The following is a 19,802-nucleotide window of genomic DNA, read 5'->3' as shown; positions in this document are numbered from 1 at the left end:
CGCGCCATCGCCGACAAGGTCGGTGCCCTGCTGTTCGTCGACATGGCCCACGTCGCCGGCCTGGTCGCCGCCGGCCTGTACCCCAACCCGATTCCGTTCGCCGACGTGGTCACCACCACCACCCACAAGACCCTGCGCGGCCCGCGCGGCGGCCTGATCCTGGCCAAGGCCAACCCGGAGATCGAGAAGAAGCTCAATGCCGCGGTGTTCCCCGGTGCCCAGGGTGGTCCGCTGATGCACGTGATCGCGGCCAAGGCGGTGTGCTTCAAGGAAGCGCTGGAGCCTGGCTTCAAGGAGTATCAAGCGCAGGTGATCAAGAACGCCCAGGCCATGGCCAAGGTGTTTATCGAGCGCGGTTTCGACGTGGTTTCCGGTGGCACCGATAACCACCTGTTCCTGGTCAGCCTGATCCGTCAGGGCCTGACCGGCAAGGACGCCGACGCCGCCCTCGGGCGTGCCGGCATCACGGTGAACAAGAACTCCGTGCCCAACGACCCGCAGTCGCCGTTCGTCACCTCGGGCCTGCGCATCGGCACCCCGGCGATCACCACTCGCGGCTTCAAGGAGCAACAGAGCATCGAGTTGGCCGGCTGGATCTGCGACATCCTCGATCACCTCGGCGATGCCGATGTCGAGGCCCGGGTGGCCGAGTTGGCCGCCGGGCTGTGTGCCGATTATCCGGTGTATCGCTGAACTCAGGCGCCATACCCGCGCCCCGTAGGGTGGGCCTTGGCTCACCGCAGCCGGTAACGCCGATGGTGGGTCAAGGCCCACCCTACAAAGGCCGAACAGGCAATCCACGGTTAAGTTTTTACGTATCAGGAGTACCCACTGATGCAACGTTATTCCGGCTTCGGCCTGTTCAAACACTCGTTCAGTCACCATGAAAACTGGCAGCGCATGTGGCGCAACCCGACGCCCAAACCGGTGTACGACGTGATCATTGTCGGCGGTGGCGGTCACGGCCTGGCCACCGCCTATTACCTGGCGAAAGAGTTCGGCGTGAAGAACGTCGCGGTGATCGAGAAGGGTTGGCTGGGCGGTGGCAACACCGCGCGCAACACCACCATCGTGCGTTCCAACTACCTGTGGGACGAGTCGGCGCAGCTCTACGAGCACGCCATGAAACTGTGGGAAGGCCTGTCCCAGGACATCAACTACAACGTCATGTTTTCCCAGCGCGGGGTGTTCAACCTCGGTCATTCGCTGCAGGACATGCGCGACATCGAGCGCCGGGTCAGCGCCAACCGCCTTAACGGCATCGACGGCGAAGTGCTCAATGCCAAGCAGGTCGAGGAGCTGATCCCCTTCATGGATTGCAGCAAGAACACCCGTTACCCGGTGATGGGCGCGTCCCTGCAGCGCCGTGGCGGCGTGGCCCGTCACGATGCCGTGGCCTGGGGCTACGCGCGCGCCGCCGATGCACTCGGCGTCGATCTGATCCAACAGACCGAAGTTACCGGTTTTCGCAAGGAAAACGGCGTGGTCTACGGCGTCGAAACCAGCCGTGGCTTCATCGGTGGCAAGCGCGTCGGCGTGGTCACCGCCGGTAACTCCGGGCACATGGCCAAGCTCGCCGGCTTCCGCATGCCGCTGGAATCGCACCCGTTGCAGGCGCTGGTATCCGAGCCGATCAAACCGATCATCGACAGCGTGATCATGTCCAACGCGGTGCACGGTTATATCAGCCAGTCGGACAAGGGCGACCTGGTCATCGGCGCCGGCATCGACGGATACGTCGGTTACGGCCAGCGCGGCTCCTACCCGACCATCGAGCACACTCTGCAGGCGATCGTCGAGCTGTTCCCGGTGCTCTCGCGGGTACGCATGAACCGCCAGTGGGGCGGCATCGTCGACACTACGCCGGACGCCTGCCCGATCATCAGCAAGACCCCGGTGCAGAACCTGTTCTTCAACTGCGGCTGGGGCACTGGCGGCTTCAAGGCCACTCCCGGTTCCGGTCATGTGTTCGCCGCCAGCCTGGCCAAAGGCGAAATGCATGAGCTGGCCAAACCCTTCGCCATGGATCGTTTCTATAACGGTGCCCTGATCGACGAGCACGGCGCTGCCGGCGTCGCCCACTAACAGGAGAAATCCGCAATGCTTAATATCTTCTGTCCCCATTGTGGCGAACAGCGCTCCGAAGAGGAGTTCCACACGGCCGGCCAGGCGCATATCCCGCGCCCGCTGGATCCGAGCACCTGTACCGATGAGGAGTGGGGCGAGTACCTGTTCTTCCGCGACAACCCGCGCGGCCTGCACCACGAGTTGTGGATCCATGCGGCCGGCTGTCGCCAGTACTTCAACGTCACCCGCGACACCCTCAGCTACGAAATTTTCGAAACCTACAAAATCGGTGAAAAGCCGAGCGTGACCGCCAAGGCCAAGAGCGCTCCGCTGACCAGCCGCACGGCAGGAGCAAAGGCATGAGCCAGATCAATCGTCTTTCCCGGGGCGGGCGTATCGACCGCAGCCAGCCGCTGAGCTTCAGCTTCAACGGCCAGACCTACCAGGGTTATGCCGGCGACACATTGGCCGCCGCCCTGCTGGCCAACGGCGTCGACGTGGTCGGCCGCAGCTTCAAGTACTCGCGCCCGCGCGGCATAGTCGCCGCCGGTTGCGAGGAGCCCAATGCCGTGCTGCAAATCGGCTCGACCGAAGCGGCGACGATCCCCAACGTGCGTGCCACCCAGCAGGCGCTGTACGCCGGCCTTACGGCCAGCAGCGTGAACGGCTGGCCGAGCGTCAACACCGACCTGATGGGCATTCTTGGCAAGGTCGGTGGCGGCATGATGCCGCCGGGGTTCTACTACAAGACCTTCATGTACCCGCAGAACCTCTGGCTGACCTACGAGAAGTACATCCGCAAGGCCGCAGGGTTGGGTCGCGCGCCCAAGGAAAACGATCCGGACAGCTACGACTACATGAACCAGCACTGCGACGTGCTGGTGGTCGGCGGCGGCGCCGCCGGTCTGGCCGCGGCATTGGCCGCCGGCCGTAGCGGTGCGCGGGTGATCCTCGCCGACGAACAGGAAGAGTTTGGCGGGCATCTGCTCGACAGCCGCGAAACCCTCGACGGTAAACCGGCCAGCGAATGGGTGGCCAAGGTTCTCGCCGAACTTGCCGGCATGGCGGAAGTGACCCTGTTGCCGCGCGCTACCGTGCACGGCTACCACGATCACAACTTCCTGACCATTCACGAGCGTCGTACCGACCACCTCGGCGAGACGGCCCCGCTGGGTCAGGTGCGTCAACGCCTGCACCGGGTGCGTGCCACACGCGTGGTCTTGGCCACCGGCGCCCACGAGCGGCCGCTGGTTTATTCAAACAACGACGTGCCGGGCAACATGCTGGCCGGCGCGGTCTCCACCTACGTGCGTCGTTACGGCGTGGCGCCGGGCAAGCGACTGGTGCTGTCGACCACCAACGATTACGCCTACCGTGTCGCCCTGGACTGGCTGGAAGCCGGCCTGCAGGTGGTGGCGATCGCCGATGCACGGCCCAACCCGAAGGGTGCCTGGGTCGAAGAAGCGCGGGCCAAGGGCGTGCGGATAATGACCGGCAGTGCGGTCATCGAAGCCCGTGGCAGCAAGCGCGTCAGCGCGGCATGCGTGGCGCGGATCGATGCCAAGGCACACAAGGTCACCAGCTCCGGTGACTGGCTGGACTGCGACCTGGTAGCCAGCTCCGGCGGCTACAGCCCGGTGGTGCACCTGGCGTCGCACCTGGGTGGTCGGCCGGTGTGGCGTGAGGACATCCTCGCCTTCGTCCCCGGTGAAGGTTTCCAGCAGCGTGTCTGCGCCGGTGCGGTCAATGGTGTGTTCGCCCTCGGCGATGTGCTTACCGACGGCTTCGAAGCCGGCGTCAAGGCCGCCACCGAGACGGGCTTCAAGCCGGTCAGCGGTGAGTTGCCGAAGGTCTTCGGTCGCCATGAGGAGCCGTCCATTGCGCTGTTCCAGGTGCCCCACGACAAATCCACGGCGCGTGCGCCCAAGCAGTTCGTCGACCAGCAGAACGACGTCACCGCCGCCGGCATCGAGCTGGCCACCCGCGAGGGCTTCGAGTCGGTCGAGCACGTCAAGCGCTACACCGCACTGGGCTTCGGCACCGACCAGGGCAAGCTGGGCAACATCAACGGTCTGGCCATCGCCGCCCGCTCCATGGGCATCAGCATCACGCAGATGGGCACCACCATGTTCCGTCCGAACTACACCCCGGTGAGCTTCGGCGCCGTGGCCGGGCGCAACTGCGGCGCGCTGTTCGACCCGGTGCGTTACACCGCGCTGCATAGCTGGCACCTGAAAAATGGCGCCGAGTTCGAGGACGTCGGCCAGTGGAAGCGCCCCTGGTACTTCCCCAAGCGTGGGGAGGACATGCACGCAGCGGTCGGCCGCGAATGCAAGGCGGTGCGCGACAGCGTCGGCATCCTCGATGCCTCGACCCTGGGCAAGATCGACATCCAGGGCCCGGACGCGCGCGAGTTCCTCAACCGCGTGTATACCAACGCCTGGACCAAGCTGGACGTGGGCAAGGCCCGTTATGGCCTGATGTGCAAGGAAGACGGCATGGTCTTCGACGACGGCGTGACCGCCTGTCTGGCCGACAACCACTTCGTCATGACCACCACCACCGGCGGCGCCGCGCGGGTCATGCAGTGGCTGGAAATCTACCAGCAGACCGAGTGGCCGGAGCTCAAGGTGTACTTCACCTCGGTCACCGACCACTGGGCGACCATGACCCTGTCCGGCCCCAACAGCCGCAAGCTGCTGGCGGAAGTGACCGACATCGACCTGGGCAAGGACGCCTTCCCGTTCATGACCTGGAAGGAAGGCCTGGTCGGCGGCGTGCCGGCACGGGTGTTCCGCATTTCCTTCACCGGTGAACTTTCCTACGAGGTCAACGTGCAGGCCGACTACGCCATGGGCGTGCTGGAAAAGATCGTCGCCGCCGGCAAGAAGTACAACCTGACCCCCTACGGCACCGAAACCATGCACGTGCTGCGGGCCGAGAAGGGCTTCATCATCGTCGGTCAGGAGACTGACGGGTCGGTGACTCCGGACGATCTGAACATGGGTTGGTGCGTCGGTCGGACCAAGCCGTTCTCCTGGATCGGCTGGCGTGGCATGAACCGCCAAGACTGTATGCGCGAGAATCGCAAGCAATTGGTCGGTCTCAAGCCCGTGAACCCGGACAAGGTGCTGCCGGAGGGTGCGCAATTGGTGTTCGACCCGAAGCAGCCGGTGCCGATGAGCATGGTCGGTCACGTTACCTCCAGCTACTTCAGCACCAGCATGGGCTACAGCTTTGCCCTGGCTCTGGTCAAGGGCGGCTTGAAGCGCATGGGCGAGCGCGTGTTCGCCCCGCTGGCGGACGGTACCCTGATCGAGGCCGAAATTGTCAGCTCGGTGTTCCTCGATCCGAAAGGCGATCGGCAGAACATCTGAGACCACGACCGCTCGCCAGGCACCAGCAGGTTGGAGTCTGGCGAGCCACGAATTAGCGCTGACGTACCTACGACAGGCAGAACAATATGAGCACAGTAAACGTATACAAGCAGCGCCCCGATGCGGCGCACGCCGAGTCCCCGCTGTTCCACGCCGGCTTGCATGAGCTGGCGGGCAAGGGCAAGAGCACCGCGGGCGTCGTCCTGCGCGAGAAAAAACTGCTGGGTCATCTGACCCTGCGTGGCGATGGCCATGACGCGGCCTTTGCCGGCGCCGTGCACAAGATCACTGGCCTGGAGCTGCCGGGCGCGTTGGGCCTGGTGGTCAAGGGCGAGACCTCGCTGCAGTGGCTGGGCCCGGACGAGTGGCTGCTGATCGTGCCCGGTGGTACGGAGTTCGCCATCGAGCAGAAGCTACGTGAAGCACTGGTCGGACAGCACTACCAGGCCGTCAACGTCAGTGGCGGCCAGACCATCGTCGAGCTGAGCGGGCCGAAAGTCCGTGAACTGCTGATGAAATCGACCAGCTACGACGTGCACCCGCGTAACTTCCCGGTGGGCAAGGCGGTCGGCACGGTTTTCGCCAAGTCGCAGCTGGTGATCCGCCACACCGGCGAGGACACCTGGGAACTGGTGGTTCGCCGCAGCTTCGCCGACTACATCTGGCTGTGGCTGCAGGATGCCAGCGCCGAGTATGGGTTGGCGATCGAGGCGTAGGTTGGGTGGAGGAGCGCAGCGACGATACCCAACGCTGCGTTCCCGGAATCCGCTGAAAGGGCTGTTGGGTATCGCTTCGCTCAACACCAACCTACGGTCACTCCGCATTGGAGATCGATATGAGCCGCACCCCCGATACCTGGATTCTCACCGGCCATTGCCCGAGCGTGCTCGGCACCGTGGACGCGGTGACGCGCTTTCTGTTCGAGCAGCGCTGCTATGTCACCGAGCACCATTCGTTCGATGACCGGCTGTCCTCGCGCTTCTTCATCCGCGTCGAGTTCCGCCAGCCGGAAGGCTTCGACGAGCAGGCCTTCCGCGCCGGCCTGGACGAGCGCCTGGCGCCTTTCGCGATGCACACCGAACTGACCCCGCCGGGCTACCGGGCCAAGGTGGTGCTGATGGTGAGCAAGGCCGATCATTGCCTGAATGACCTGCTCTATCGCCAGCGCATCGGCCACCTGGGCATGGACGTGGTGGCGGTGGTGTCCAACCACCCGGATCTGGAACCGCTGGCGCGCTGGCACGATATTCCCTACCACCATTTCCCCCTCGACCCCCACGACAAGCCGGCGCAGGAGCGCCAGGTGCTGCAGGTGATCGAGGACACAGGCGCCGAACTGGTGGTGCTGGCGCGCTACATGCAGGTGCTGTCACCGGAGCTGTGCCGCAAGCTGGATGGCTGGGCGATCAATATCCACCACTCGCTGCTGCCCGGTTTCAAGGGCGCCAAGCCCTACCACCAGGCGTACCAGAAGGGCGTCAAGCTGGTCGGCGCCACCGCCCACTACATCAACAACGACCTCGACGAGGGGCCGATCATCGCCCAGGGCGTGGAGTCGGTGGATCACGCCCACTACCCCGAAGACCTGGTCGCCAAGGGCCGCGACATCGAGTGCCAGACCCTGGCCAAGGCGATTGCCTACCACCTCGAGCGGCGGGTGTTCCTCAACGCCAACCGCACCGTGGTGCTGCACGCATAGACCCTAGGGTGCGCGGGGCCGCCTAGGCCGTGCGCACCGATGCTGAAACGCGCTGCCGGTGCGCGCAGCGCACCCTACTTGGCGGACAGCCTCGCGCGAACCTCGCTGGCGGTGCAGCCGAAGTGCTGGCGAAAGCTGCGGGTGAACTGCGCCTGGTCGCTGAAGCCCCAGTGCAGCGCCAGTTCGCCAATCGACAGGTGGCAGTGCGGGTCGTGCAGGCGCCGGTTGATGGCTTCCAGACGCTGCACACGAATCCACTCGCCGAGGCTGTAGGAGGTACTGGTAAACAGCTTGTGCACATAGCGCACCGACAGGCCACAGGCGGCGGCGACCTGTTGCGGGGTCAGGTCGGACGAGCACAAGTGTTGCTCGACATAGTGCTCGATGCGCTGCAGGTGCAGGGCGGCCAGGTTCGAGCTTTCGCTGTTGAGCACCCGTTCGTCCTGGCGCAAGGCCATCAGCAGGGTCGACAGGGCCTGTTCCAGCAGCATGTGGCGGGCGGCCTGGTCGCACTCGTCGAAGCGCGCGGCGCACATCGCCAGCTGGTCGACGAAGATCCGCCCGAGGCTGCGCCTGGCGTCGAAGCAGAAGCGCGTATAGCGCTCGGCGCCGCGCAGCTGGCCATGCAGGGCACGCTCGGGCAGCTTGAATACCCAGAGATCGTTGTCGCTGGCGTAGTGGAAACGGTAGGGCGCATCGCCGCGCTCGAAGATGAAGCCGCCGGGCTGGCAGTGCAGTTCGCGGCCGTCCTGCTCGAAGTGCACCTCGGCACGCCGCGGCACCGTGACCAGGTAGCAGGCTTCGCGGTCGTCGCTGACCTGGGCCTTGCTGCGCGAGTAGCCGAGCTGGCTCGAGCGCAGGCGCGACAGGGTCAGGGCCGTGCTGTTAGTTTCCCAGATCTGCAGGCTGCCGCTGAAACGGGCGTTGGGCGCGAACTCCAGCGACAGCGGGAAATAGGTGCTGCCGATCGCCTCGGCCCAACGCGGTTGGCGTTCACTGTCGGGCCAGTAGCGGGTGGAGAGTTGCTGTGCCATGGCCGGTCCTCATTTGTTTTTGTTGTGAGGACGGCGCCGATCAGTAGAACTGCCGGCGCCGCTGTTTTGCCATCATTTGCCAATGCTTACCAAGGGTCAATCACCGGGCGTCAGTCTATAGGTGGCCGAAGGCGCCAGGGTGGCCTGCCAGCCCGGCGGCACGACTATGTTGGTGGTCGCTTCCTCGATCACGCAGGGGCCCTGGATGACTTGTCCGGCCTGCAGGCGGTCGCCGTTGTACACCGGGGTGTCCAGCCAGTCGTCCTGGGCACTGAACAGCATCGGCCGGTAACCGACCGGGCTGGCCGCGCACGCTTCGGCCGGGATGACCAGCTCCGGCATGGGTGGCCGCTGCAGGCGGGCGATCACCGAGCACTCGAGGTTGACCAGTTCGATCGGGCTGTCCGGTTCGCTGTAGGAGAACAGCGCCTTGTGCCGCTGGTGGAAGGCTTCGCGCAGCGCCGCCAGGCTGTTGTGGTCGAGCCGCTCGCAGCTCAGCTCGACGTTGCACTCGTGGATCTGCCCGAGGTAGCGGATCTCCAGGTTGTACTGGCAGTCGACCCGGTTGCCGGCGCTGAAACCGTCGTCGCGCAGGTTGGCCAGGCCGCGCTCGCGCAGGTCGTGCAGGGCGAGGTTGAGCTGCTCGAGGTCGACGTGTTGGTCATCCAGGCGCATCGGCAGGGTGGTCAACTGGTCGTAGCGGATGTCCGAGAGGATCTGGCCGAAGGCGCACAAACCGGACGCCACCTTGGGGATCAGCACCACCTGGCTGCCGATTTCCTCGGCCAGGCGCATCACGTGCATGCCCGCCGCGCCACCGGCGCCGATCAGGGCGAAGTCGCGCGGGTCATAGCCGCGCTCCACCGACACCCGGCGGATGCCGCTGACCATGTTCAGGTTGACCAGGGTGATGATGCCGATGGCTGCGCGCTCGACGCTGATGCCCAGGGGTTCGGCGATCTTGCTCCGGATCGCGTCGATCGCGGCCTGGCGGTTTAGCCGGATGCTGCCACCGAGCAGGGCGCCGTCGGCCAGGTAGCCGAGTGCCAGGTTGGCGTCGGTCACCGTCGGCTCGACCCCACCCTTGCCGTAGCACACCGGGCCGGGTGTGGCACCGGCGCTGCGCGGGCCGACCTGGAGCATGCCGAAGTCGTCGAGGTGGGCGATAGAACCGCCGCCGGCGCCGAGGGTTTCCACCTGGATCATCGGTACGCCGATGCGGTAGCGCAGGAAGTCGCTGTCCTTGCTGAAATTGGTACGGCCGCCCTTGCTCAGGGTGATGTCGAACGAGGTGCCGCCCATGTCGACGGTGATCACGTTGTCGATGCCGAAGGGTTGCGCCACGCACAGGCCGGCTTGCGGGGCAGAGGCCGGACCGGAGTTGATCGCATTGACCGCGCGCTCGCGCATCACCGCTCCGGGTGCCAGGCCGCCGTTGGACTGGAAGTAGCGGGTCGGCTGCTGCGCGCCCAGCTCCTCGAACAGCGCGTCGATGCGCTCGATATAGCGGCCCATCACCGGGCTCAGGTAGGCATTGACCACGGTGGTGGAGGTGCGGGTGTATTCGCGGATCTGCGGGAACACCTCGTGGCCGCTGCAGACGAATACGTCCGGCAGGGCGGCGCGCACCATCTGCATGGCGCGCTGTTCGTGGCTCGGGTTGCGCACCGACCAGACGAAGGAGATCGCCACCGCCTGCACCTGCTGCTCGCGGAAGTAGTCGATGGCGGCCAGGATCGCCGCCTCGTCCAGCGGGCTGTGTTCGCGGCCGTCGCTGAGCACGCGCCCGCCGATCGGCCGGCGCAGGTGGCGCGGCACCAGCATGTACGCCGGCGGGTAGGTGGCGTCGTAGCGGTGACCGTCTTCCTTGTGGCCGAGGCGGATTTCCAGGCTGTCCTCGTGGCCGTCGGTGCACAGCAGGCCGACCTTGACCCCGGTCTTCTCGATCAGCGCGTTGAGCGCCACCGTGGTGCCGTTGATGCACAGGTCGCAGTCGGTAATGATCTCGGCCGGGCTGCGACCGATGGCATCGGCGATCTGCGCCAGGCCGTTGCGGATCGCCAGGGTGCCGTCATGCGGGGTGGACGGCGCCTTGAACAGCTGCACGTTGCCGTTGCGGTCGGCGAGGATGAAATCGGTGAAGGTGCCGCCGGCGTCGATGCCCAGGCGATATTGTTGCTTAGTCATGCTCTGATCCTCTGCTGTGCTCATTGCGCTGCGCGCTGGGCGCGGGTGGCGGCTTCGTCGAGTTGGCCGTGGCGGTCGATGACCACGCCGTATTCCAGGCGCGCGCCTTCGCGCGAAACCAGGCCGTTGCGCACATCGTCCAGCACCGCGCTCAGTGGCCGGCGCAGCGGGTCGCCATAGCCACCGCCGCCCGGATTGACGTTGATCACCCGTTCGCCCGGCTGGGCGGTCAGCAGGGTGTTCTGGATGTAGTGGCTTTCCTCGCCGTCGGCATGCCGGTGGATCAGGCGGCCGAGCTTGGGTTCGAGCAGCACGTTCTTCGCCCCGGCCGCGCCGGCGGTGGGCAACTGGCGGCCTTCGCCGAAACCGACCACGGTCATGGCGTGTTCGAGCGGTTCGATCTCCAGGCGGGTGCCGGAACCGCCGCGAAATTCGCCGGCGCCGCCACTGTCGGCCATCAGGCTGTAGCGGTGGATCAGGATCGGGTAGGAATACTCCAGCAGCTCGATATCGCCGGACATCAGCGCGCCGAAGCAGCACAGCGGACCGCAGGCCGGCCAGCCGTCCATGGCCTGGTTGGCGCCGGCGCCGGAGATGATCGAGGCGAGGACCATGGTCACGTATTCGTCGTTGCCGTTGCGCGGGTCGTGGCCGGCGATGTTGATCCCGCTGGCATGCCCCCAGGAGGCGGTCACCCGCTCCGGTGCGGCCTGCTCCAGGGCCAGGCGCACGGCGTCGGCGAGGGTTTCCATCGGTGTGGTGGTGCTGTTGACGTGCGGCGCCGGTTCCTGGGCGTTGCACAGCGTGCCGGGTGGGCCGAGGTCGACGCTGACGCAGCGGTACAGGCCTTCGTTATAGGGCGGCGGCACCTGGGCGAACATCATCAGGCCGAGGTAGACGCCGGAGATCGAGTTGCCCTCATAGGAGTTGATGAAGTAGGGCACCTGGGGCGGGCTCTCGATCTGCACATGGGCCTGGTCGCCACGGATTTCCACCCGCGCGGTGATCGCCAGTTCGCCCAGGCCGTGGCCGGAGTCTTCGAGCACCGCAGTGCCCGAGTAGCAGCCGTCCGGTACCTCGCGCAGCAGGGCGCGCATGTGGCGGTCGGCCATGTCCTTGAGTTCGCCGATGCAGGCGCGCACCTGCTCGACGCCGTAGCGCTCGAGCAGCTCGATCAGGTGACGCTCGCCGACGCTGCAGGCGCCGTACTGGGCATTCAGGTCGCCTTCCTGGTAGGCGCGGGCGCGCATGTTGGTCAGCAGCAGGTTGACCACGTCCTCGCGGCGCTTGCCCTGGGCCCACAGCTTGACCGGCGGGATGCGCAGGCCTTCGGCATAGATTTCCTTGGCGTCCGGGTTGTAACCGGCCGGCACCGGGCCGCCGATGTCGGTGAGGTGGCCCTTGCAGACGGTCCAGAACACCAGCTCGCCTCGGTAGAACACCGGCTTGTACATGCAGCAGTCGAGGATGTGGCTGCCCTTGTAGGCCGGGTCGTTGTGATAGATGACGTCGCCCTCGGCGATGTCATCGCCGAAGAAGCCGGCCACGCATTTCATCGCCGGGATCAGCGAGCCGAGGTGGATCGGGATGTCCTGGCCTTGCAGGATCATTTCCGGGAGATGGTCGAAGAGGGCGTTGGAATAGTCGTGGGCGAGGTTGAACACGCTCGAACGACTGGTCTTCTCCAGCGTCAGGGTCATTTCTCGCTGGGCGGTTTCGAGCGCACCGCGCACGACTGCCAGGGTGATCGGATCTACTGTGCTCATGGGTCACCACAAATCTTGTTTTTGTCCGGGTGGGGGCCGTGACGGATGTCTTGCCCACGTCACCAAAGCTACGCGCCGGCCGGGCGCCTGGCTTGTCGCCGGGTGCACCGTTTATTGGCGTGCAGTGCACTGTCCGCAGGGGGCACGGGTGGGACGTTCTCCTGCAAACGTAGCCTGCGGCGTGCCCGGGTCGGGTAGGGTGCGCCGTGCGCACCGCCGACAGCCGGCCCGGCGGCTTCGCTCCATCCGAGCGGGACCAAGGGCACAAAAAAGGCCAGCGCGAGGCTGGCCAAGACAGGAGCGTGAGCAGGCGTCCCGTGGGATCTGTCCCTAGAAGTAGTAACCGATATTGGCGTACAGCTGGTTCTCCCAGCGGTCGCTGCCGCCGACACCCAAGCTCTGGGTGTAGCTGCCGCCGCCGATGTAGGGGTCGTGCTTGCCGTGCAGCCATTCGACGGCGATCCACAGGTCTTTCAGCGAGAAGGAGGTGCCGAGGATGAAGCGCTGGGAATCCTCGAAGCTGGACTCGTGCTTGTCGAACAGGCTGTAGTTGCCATAGACCTTGACCCCGGAGAGCCAGCCGAAGGTGCCGGCAACGTCATAGCTGAGGTCGGCTACGTACAGATCGCCCTTGGCGGCGACGTTGAAGGTGCCGTCGAAGCTGCCGAAGCTGACCAGTTTGTCGCTGCCGGGGTTTTCCGGCGTCATGTCCTGGCGGGCGGCCTGCAGTTGTACGCCCCAGGGGCCGTTCTTGCCCAGGTAGTGCACGGCCAGAGCGTTGCGCCGGCCGCTGTCGCGGGTGTCCTGGTTTTCCAGCTCCGAGGTCAGTGCAGAGAAGCCGACCTCCGATTGCCAGGCACCGAGCTTGAGGTTGCGCGCCAGACGGCCGACCAGGATGTCGCGCTCGTGGTTGTCGCTGCCATCGACCACATAGTCGTCGGCCGTGGCGACGCTGGTGGCATAGGTGCGGCCGCCGCGGCTGGTGCCTTGGCCCTGGTCGGCGGGGCGCAGGTAGTAGCCGAGCTGGAGGTTCCAGTCACCCTGCTGGTGGATGTATTTGACGCCCAGGTCCTGGATGTCTTCGAGGCCGATGACGTTGCCCAGCGACTCGAAGAAGGTGCTGCCGAAGTAAGGCTGCAGGCCGAAGGGGATCTTGTTCAGGCCGACCTGGAACTGGCGCGACTCGTCGAACTTGTAGCCGATCCAGGCGTATTCGGCGAAGGAGATATCGCCGATCCTGTCGGTGTAGTCGTAGGGGTAGGCATCGCCGTAGAAGCGGTACTTGGCTGCGCCTATCCAGCTGTCGGAGTTGTAGCTGGCGGTGAGGAAGGCGGTATCGAAGCTGAGTTTCTCGATGTCGCGGTCGGGGTCGTAGTCGACGCGCGCCCGCACTGCGCCGCCGATGTCGAGGTTGTCGTTGATCGCGACCGCACCGGCCGGCAAGGCGATGGCCGCCAGCAGGGGCAGGGCGCCGAGGGCGGGCAGGGTGCGACGGTTGAACAGGTTCATGGAGCTACTCCTTTGCGTTATCTGTCTTGTTTTTTTGCAGCGCAGCGCCAAGCCGCGGCGGGGTGCCGAGGCTTGCGCTGAATCGGTGGGTTCGCTGCCGCGAGCGGCCAGGGCAAGCCCCGGCAGCTATGGACGAGCGTGGTGTCAGCTGCAGCTGGCGCGGATGAACCAGCTGCGTTTGGCGTTGCCCAGCAGCAGCCAGTAGGCGCCGAAGGCGCTGACGAAGGTCACCGGCGCCGAGTAGGAGGCCAGCGCCGCACCGTCGACGTTGAGCAGGACGATGCCCAGGCCGGCGGCGAAGAACCAGGCGGTCAGGCCGCAGGGGTTGAACGAGGTGACGCGATCCGGCTGGTACTCCAGCTTGCCGTCGAACAGCTGGTCGTACTTCGGCGAGAAGATGTGAGCCAGGGCGATCGCCACCCAGGCCACCACGAAGATGCTCTGGTAGGCCAGGGCCTGCAGGATGTAGCTGAACACGTTGAGCAGCATCAGGGCGTACACCACCATGCCGACCACCACGGCCCAGACCATGTAAGGCACGCCGGCCAGGCCAAAGCGGCCGAAGAACGCATGCATGTTACTGGCCGCCATGAAGAAGTTGGCGGTGTTGATGCGGGTCTGGCTGACCCAGACGAACAGCAGGCCCCAGATGCCCATCAGCTCGACGATGGCGAGCACCACCGAGACTTCCGAGAGACCGCCCTGGGTCGGGATGGTCGCGGCGAGAAAGATGCCGATCAGGCCGTTGATCAGGAAGGTGAAGATGTAGAACGGCAGGCCGAAGTTGAAACTGGCGTGGTAGCCGGCATCTTCCTGGCGGCCGAAGCGGGCGTAGTCCCAGGTGTACATCATGAGAATCCAGACGCCCATGAAGTAGGTGAAACAGTCCCACCAGCCATTGCTCACCGGCCCGCTCTCGGGACCCATCTCCAGCCAGGCGGAGCTGTAGCCGTATTCGCCGACCGCCATCACCACCACGGCGATCAGACCGAGCAGGTAGAGCGGCAGCAGTACGCCGTTGAACTTGTCCAGCCAGGTCTGCACGCTGCCGAACACCAGCGGCACGCTGTACAGCACCACCAGCAGGTAGGCCTGGTTGAGGGTAAGACCTGAAAAATAATTCTGGATGGCGATGGCGATCACCGAGCCTTCGAACACGCTGTAGTAGATCGCGGTGGCGAAGAAGATCAGGGTGGCCAGTGCCGCGCCAGTGCGGCCGAACAGCACGCGGGAGAACAGGGCGACCGACAGTCCGGTCTTGATCGCGTAGCGGGCGATGACGCCGTTGATGGCCGCGTAGGTGACGACGGACAGCAGCAGGCCGATGATGGCGTTCTGCGTGCCGAAGTTCATCGCCAGGGTGGCGGACACCACCAGCCAGAACATGGCGCTGCAGATGGCCCACCAGGCCATGGTCAGCGAACCTTTGCTCATGCGTTGATTGTCGGGGACCGCCACGAGGGCGCAGTCGGCGCTGTCGCCGTGCTTCTTGATATTTCCGGCCATGACTCTTCTCTTGTTGTTGTGCGAGGGGGTGGAGTCATGATGCTAAGCAGGCGGGCGGACAAAGAATTGCTGCTGGCGGCCCTGTCTTTTGTCATCCAGTGAACTGGCTGTGTCGCCGCGCGGAGGCGTGCCGGAGGAACCGTAGGGTGCGCCGTGCGCACCAGGGTGAAAGGAGCAAGTGCGTAGCCAGGATGCAATCCGGGAGCGATTGGTCGGGCGCCAGACTTCCCCGGATTGCATCCGGGCTACAAAAAATGCTGCTCACCTGGTCAGGTGAGCAGCATCGCGGGTGAAGCCGTGACCAAGGTCAGCTCAGATACCGAGGCACAGGTACTTCAGTTCGAGGTAGTCCTCGATGCCGTACTTGGAGCCCTCGCGGCCTAGGCCGGACGCCTTGACCCCGCCGAACGGCGCCACTTCGGTGGAGATCACCCCGGTGTTGATACCGACCATGCCGTACTCCAGCGCTTCCGCCACGCGGAACACCCGACCCAGGTCACGGGCATAGAAGTAGGAGGCTAGGCCGAACTCGGTGTCGTTGGCCATGGCGATCACCTCGGCCTCGTCCTGGAAGCGGAACAGCGGCGCCAGCGGGCCGAAGGTCTCTTCCTTGGCCACGGCGGCATGGTTCGGCACGTCGACCAAGATGGTCGGCTCGAAGAAGCTGCCACCGAGACTGTGCGGCTTGCCGCCTGCCACCAGCTTGGCGCCCTTGCCGAGGGCGTCTGCGATGTGTTCCTGGACCTTGGCCACCGCCTTGGTGTCGATCAGCGGGCCGGTGGTGGTGCCGTGTTCCAGGCCGTTGCCGATCTTCAGCTTGGCCACGGCGGCCTTCAGTTTTTCGACGAAGGCGTCGTACACGCCGTCCTGGATATACAGGCGGTTGGCGCACACGCAGGTCTGGCCGTTGTTGCGGTACTTGGAGATCAGCGCGCCTTCCACGGCGGCATCCAGGTCGGCGTCGTCGAAGACGATGAAGGGCGCGTTGCCGCCCAGCTCCAGGGACACCTTCTTGATATCCTGGGCGCATTCGGCCATCAGCTGGCGACCGATTTCGGTGGAGCCGGTGAAGGTCAGCTTGCGCACGATCGGGTTGCCGGTCAGCTCGCCGCCGACTTCGGAGGCCGAGCCGGTGACCACGCTGAACACGCCGGGCGGAATCCCTGCCTTCTCGGCCAGGGCGGCCAGGGCCAGGGCGGAATACGGGGTCTGCGAAGCCGGCTTGAGCACCATGGTGCAACCGGCGGCCAGGGCCGGACCGGCTTTACGGGTGATCATCGCCGAGGGGAAGTTCCACGGGGTGATGGCCGCGGTGACGCCGATCGGCTGCTTGAGCACGATGATGCGCTTGTCCGGCTGGTGGCCGGGAATGGTGTCGCCATAGACGCGCTTGGCTTCTTCGGCGAACCATTCGAGGAAGGAGGCGGCGTAGGCGATTTCGCCCTTGGCTTCGCTCAGCGGCTTGCCCTGTTCGATGGTCATCAGGCGGCCGAGGTCGTCCTGGTTTTCCATCATCAGCTCGAACCAACGGCGCAGCTTGCTCGCCCGTTCCTTGGCGGTCAGCGCGCTCCAGGCCGGCAGGGCGCGCTCGGCGGCTTCGATGGCGCGGCGGGTTTCCGCGCGGCCCATCTTCGGTACCGAACCGATGATCTCGCCGCTGGCCGGGTTATTCACGGCGAGGGTCTGGCCGCTGTCCGCGTCTAGCCATACCCCGTCGATATAGGCTTGCTGGCGGAACAGGTGGGCGTTTTTCAGTTGCATGGCGGGCTCCGGGTGGCTGCGGTTCATTGTTGTAGTCGCATCGACAGGCAGGCCTCCGGCCTGCCCCGAATCAGCGAGCCCATTGGCTGGTGTCGTCGAGGGCCCTGGCGAAGCGCTGCAGGATCAGGCCGATCTCCGCTTCGCTGACGATCAGCGGCGGGCAGAAGGCCACGGCATCGCCCATGGCGCGGGTGATCATGCCGTGCTCCTGGGCCCGGGCGGCCATGTGCCGGCCGAGGGTGCCGAGGCTCTGGTACGGCGCCTTGCTGACGCGATCGCCGACCAGTTCGACCGCAGCGATCAGGCCGCAGCCGCGGACCTCGCCGACCAGCGGGTGGTCGGCAAACTGCCGCAGGCCGGCGTGCAGCAACTGGCCCATCTGCGCGGCGTGCTCGACCAACTGCTCTTCTTCGATGATCTTGAGGTTTTCCAGGGCCACGGCGGTGGCCACCGGATGGCCGCTGCCGGTGAAGCCGTGGCCGAGGGTGCCGAGGCTCTGGCTCTGGTCGGCGATGCCCTGGAACACCCGGTCGTTGATCAGGATCGCGGCGATCGGCTGGTAAGAGGACGACAGCTGCTTGGACAGCACCATGATGTCCGGCTGGATGCCGAAGGTCTGGCTGCCGAACATCTGCCCGGTGCGGCCGAAACCGCAGATGACTTCGTCGGCGATCACCAGGATGTCGTGGCGGCGGCAGACTCGCTGGATCTTCTCCCAGTAGGTGCGCGGCGGCACTATGACGCCGCCGGCGCCCATCAGCGGTTCGCCGATGAAGGCGGCGATGGTCTCCGCGCCTTCGGCGAGGATCTTCTGCTCCAGTTCGGCGGCCAGGCGGTCGGCGAACTGCTCCTCGCTCTCGCCGGGCTGGGCGCAGCGGTAGTGGTGCGGGCAGCCGACATGCAGGAAGCCCGGCAGCGGCAGGTCGAAGCCGCGCTGGTTGCCGGGCAGGCCGGTCAGGCTGGCGCTGGCCAGGGTGATGCCGTGGTAGCCGTTGACCCGGCTGATGAACTTCTTCTTGGCCGGTTTGCCGAGGGCGTTGTTCAGGTACCAGACCATCTTGACCACGGTGTCGTTGGCTTCCGAGCCGGAGTTGGTGAAGAACACCTTGCTCATCGGCACCGGCGCCATCTCGATCAGTTTCTCGGCCAGCTCGATGCTCGGCCGGTGCGACTTGTGGCTGAACAGGTGATAGAACGGCAGGGTGCGCAGTTGCTGTTCGGCGGCGGCGATCAGGCGCTGGTTGCTGAAGCCCAGCGCCGCACTCCACAGGCCGGACATGGCCTCGATGTAGCCCTTGCCCTGGTCGTCATACACATAGATGCCTTCGCCGCGCTCGATGATCAACGGGCCGACCTCCTGGTGCAGGCGGGCATTGGTGTAGGGATGCAGTTGGTACTGGATGTCTTTTTCCGGCAACGAGGAAACTGGCTGGTTCATGGCACGCTCTCGAGGTGAGTGGCCAGGCGCGGCTGGCCTGGCGATCAAGTGGTTTGGTTGTTCTTATGAGTGCCCGCGGGCAGGCGCATGAGCCACAGGCTACGCGGCGGCAGGGGCGCCTGGATTGTCGCTGGGTGCATTGCTTTTTCGCTCCTGGCGTACTGCCGGCCTAGGCGTGTGCCGCCGGCTCTTGCCGGGTCTTGTTGAAGCCAGGCAGGGCCAGCAGTTGCGCGTCGACCTGTTCGATGATGTAGGCGCCGATCGGCAACGCCGAGGTCGCCGCCGGCGACGGGGCATTGCAGACGTTGACGCTGCGCCGGGTGTTGCGGAACAGGAAGTCCTCGATCAGCTTGCCGTCCCTGGATACCGCCTGGGCGCGCACCCCGGCCGGATAGGGTTGCAGGTCCTTGACGCTGAGGCTGGGGCAGTACTTGCGCACTTGCTGCAGGTAGCCGCGCTTGAACAGCGAGTTTTTCATCTCGCTCAGGCCGGGGCGCAGGTTGTCGCGCAGCACCTTGCGGATGCCCGGGTCGCCGAGCATGGCCAGGCTGTCGGCCAGGGAGAAATCGCGCTTGCGGTAGCCCTCGCGCTTGAGCGCCAGCACCGCGTTCGGGCCGACGGTGACGCTGCCGTCGATCATGCGGGTCAGGTGCACGCCGAGGAACGGCATGGACGGATCCGGGATCGGGTAGATCAGGTGGTTGACGATCCGGTTGTGCTGTTCCGGCAGGCGATAGTATTCGCCGCGGAAGGGGCAGATGCTGAAACCCGGGTCGAGCCCGAGCAGGCGCACCATGCGGTCGGCCATCAGCCCCGAGCAGGTGATCATAAGGCGGCAGCTGAAGTCGCCGGTCGCGGTCTGCACCAGCATTTCCGTAGGGCGCTCCTGCAGGCCGACGACCTCGCAGGCATAGCGGATTTCGCCGCCGCGCTGCTGGAACTCGCGGGCCATGGCGGCGGTAACCTCGGCGTAGTCGACGATGCCGCTGGAGGGCACGAATATCCCGCCGATGCCGCTGATGTTCGGTTCACGCTCGCGCAATTCGCCGGCGCTCAGCCAGTGCCGCTCCAGGCCATTGGCTGCGGTGCGTTGCCACAGCGCCTGCATGCGCTGCATTTCCAGCTGGTTGGTCGCCACCAGCAGCTTGCCGCAGCTGTCGTAACGAATCCCCTGCTGATCGCAGAAGGCCTTGGTCGCGCGATTGCCTTCCAGACAGAACCTGGATTTCAGGCTGCCCGGCGTGTAATACACGCCGGCGTGGATGACGCCGCTGTTGTGGCCGGTCTGGTGCATGGCCGGTGCCGTTTCCTTCTCCAGCAGCAGCATGCGGCTGTCGGGGTAGGCCTGGATCAGTTGCATGGCGGTGGACATGCCGATGATGCCGCCGCCGATGATGATGAAGTCGTACATGCCGTTGCCTGCGATCTTGGAGTGGGTGTGCGAGAGCGCCGGCCTTG

14 protein-coding genes are annotated in these 19,802 nt (G+C 65.5%); 6 read left to right on the top strand and 8 right to left on the bottom strand.

Annotated elements, in window-relative coordinates:
* From BM315_RS20615 to purU, 6 genes are all read left to right on the top strand, one after another.
* On the top strand, positions 1-693 hold a 693-nt coding region (locus BM315_RS20615; RefSeq protein ID WP_141123983.1), incomplete at its 5' end, for a serine hydroxymethyltransferase.
* Between the two features lie 141 nt (positions 694-834).
* Positions 835-2,085: a sarcosine oxidase subunit beta family protein gene (locus tag BM315_RS20610; RefSeq protein ID WP_090505004.1), complete on the top strand. Its 1,251-nt coding sequence runs from the start codon at positions 835-837 to the stop codon at positions 2,083-2,085.
* Between the two features lie 15 nt (positions 2,086-2,100).
* Complete coding sequence (locus BM315_RS20605) at positions 2,101-2,430, top strand: sarcosine oxidase subunit delta (protein ID WP_090505002.1); 330 nt, start codon at positions 2,101-2,103, stop codon at positions 2,428-2,430.
* Positions 2,427-5,444, top strand: a complete 3,018-nt coding sequence (locus BM315_RS20600) for a sarcosine oxidase subunit alpha (protein WP_090504999.1) — start codon at positions 2,427-2,429, stop codon at positions 5,442-5,444. Before BM315_RS20605 ends, BM315_RS20600 begins: the two co-directional genes overlap by 4 nt.
* Before the next feature lie 86 nt (positions 5,445-5,530).
* Positions 5,531-6,160 carry a sarcosine oxidase subunit gamma gene (locus BM315_RS20595; RefSeq protein ID WP_090504996.1) on the top strand — a complete coding sequence of 210 codons (630 nt, stop codon included), beginning with the start codon at positions 5,531-5,533 and terminating at the stop codon, positions 6,158-6,160.
* A gap of 119 nt (positions 6,161-6,279) precedes the next feature.
* Positions 6,280-7,143, top strand: coding sequence for a formyltetrahydrofolate deformylase (gene purU, locus BM315_RS20590; protein ID WP_090504993.1), 864 nt, complete (start codon positions 6,280-6,282; stop codon positions 7,141-7,143).
* Positions 7,144-7,217: 74 nt separating this feature from the next.
* On the opposite strand, the gene BM315_RS20585 is transcribed toward purU, so the two are convergent.
* From BM315_RS20585 to lhgO, 8 genes are all read right to left on the bottom strand, one after another.
* On the bottom strand, positions 7,218-8,177 hold the full coding sequence (locus tag BM315_RS20585; protein ID WP_090504990.1) for an AraC-like ligand-binding domain-containing protein: 960 nt from the start codon (positions 8,175-8,177) through the stop codon (positions 7,218-7,220).
* 96 nt (positions 8,178-8,273) lie between these two features.
* Entirely contained in the window at positions 8,274-10,364 is a 2,091-nt protein-coding gene (gene capA, locus BM315_RS20580) for a caprolactamase subunit alpha (RefSeq protein ID WP_090504987.1), read from the bottom strand.
* 20 nt (positions 10,365-10,384) lie between these two features.
* On the bottom strand, positions 10,385-12,130 hold the full coding sequence (capB, locus tag BM315_RS20575) for a caprolactamase subunit beta (RefSeq protein WP_090504985.1): 1,746 nt from the start codon (positions 12,128-12,130) through the stop codon (positions 10,385-10,387).
* 330 nt (positions 12,131-12,460) lie between these two features.
* Entirely contained in the window at positions 12,461-13,639 is a 1,179-nt protein-coding gene (locus BM315_RS20570) for a hypothetical protein (protein WP_090504982.1), read from the bottom strand.
* 144 nt (positions 13,640-13,783) lie between these two features.
* Complete coding sequence (locus tag BM315_RS20565) at positions 13,784-15,145, bottom strand: purine-cytosine permease family protein (protein WP_090504979.1); 1,362 nt, start codon at positions 15,143-15,145, stop codon at positions 13,784-13,786.
* A gap of 312 nt (positions 15,146-15,457) precedes the next feature.
* Positions 15,458-16,906: an NADP-dependent succinate-semialdehyde dehydrogenase gene (gene gabD / locus BM315_RS20560; protein WP_090505008.1), complete on the bottom strand. Its 1,449-nt coding sequence runs from the start codon at positions 16,904-16,906 to the stop codon at positions 15,458-15,460.
* Between the two features lie 70 nt (positions 16,907-16,976).
* Positions 16,977-18,344: an aspartate aminotransferase family protein gene (locus tag BM315_RS20555; protein WP_090504976.1), complete on the bottom strand. Its 1,368-nt coding sequence runs from the start codon at positions 18,342-18,344 to the stop codon at positions 16,977-16,979.
* A 169-nt stretch (positions 18,345-18,513) separates the two neighbouring features.
* Positions 18,514-19,755 carry an L-2-hydroxyglutarate oxidase gene (gene lhgO, locus BM315_RS20550; RefSeq protein WP_090504973.1) on the bottom strand — a complete coding sequence of 414 codons (1,242 nt, stop codon included), beginning with the start codon at positions 19,753-19,755 and terminating at the stop codon, positions 18,514-18,516.
* Positions 19,756-19,802 lie beyond the last annotated feature (47 nt).

Origin of the sequence: Pseudomonas borbori, from assembly GCF_900115555.1 — a bacterium.
GTDB lineage: Bacteria > Pseudomonadota > Gammaproteobacteria > Pseudomonadales > Pseudomonadaceae > Aquipseudomonas > Aquipseudomonas borbori.
The sequence above is the reverse complement of the archived record's forward strand: the minus strand, read 5'-3'. Positions and strand labels throughout refer to the sequence as shown.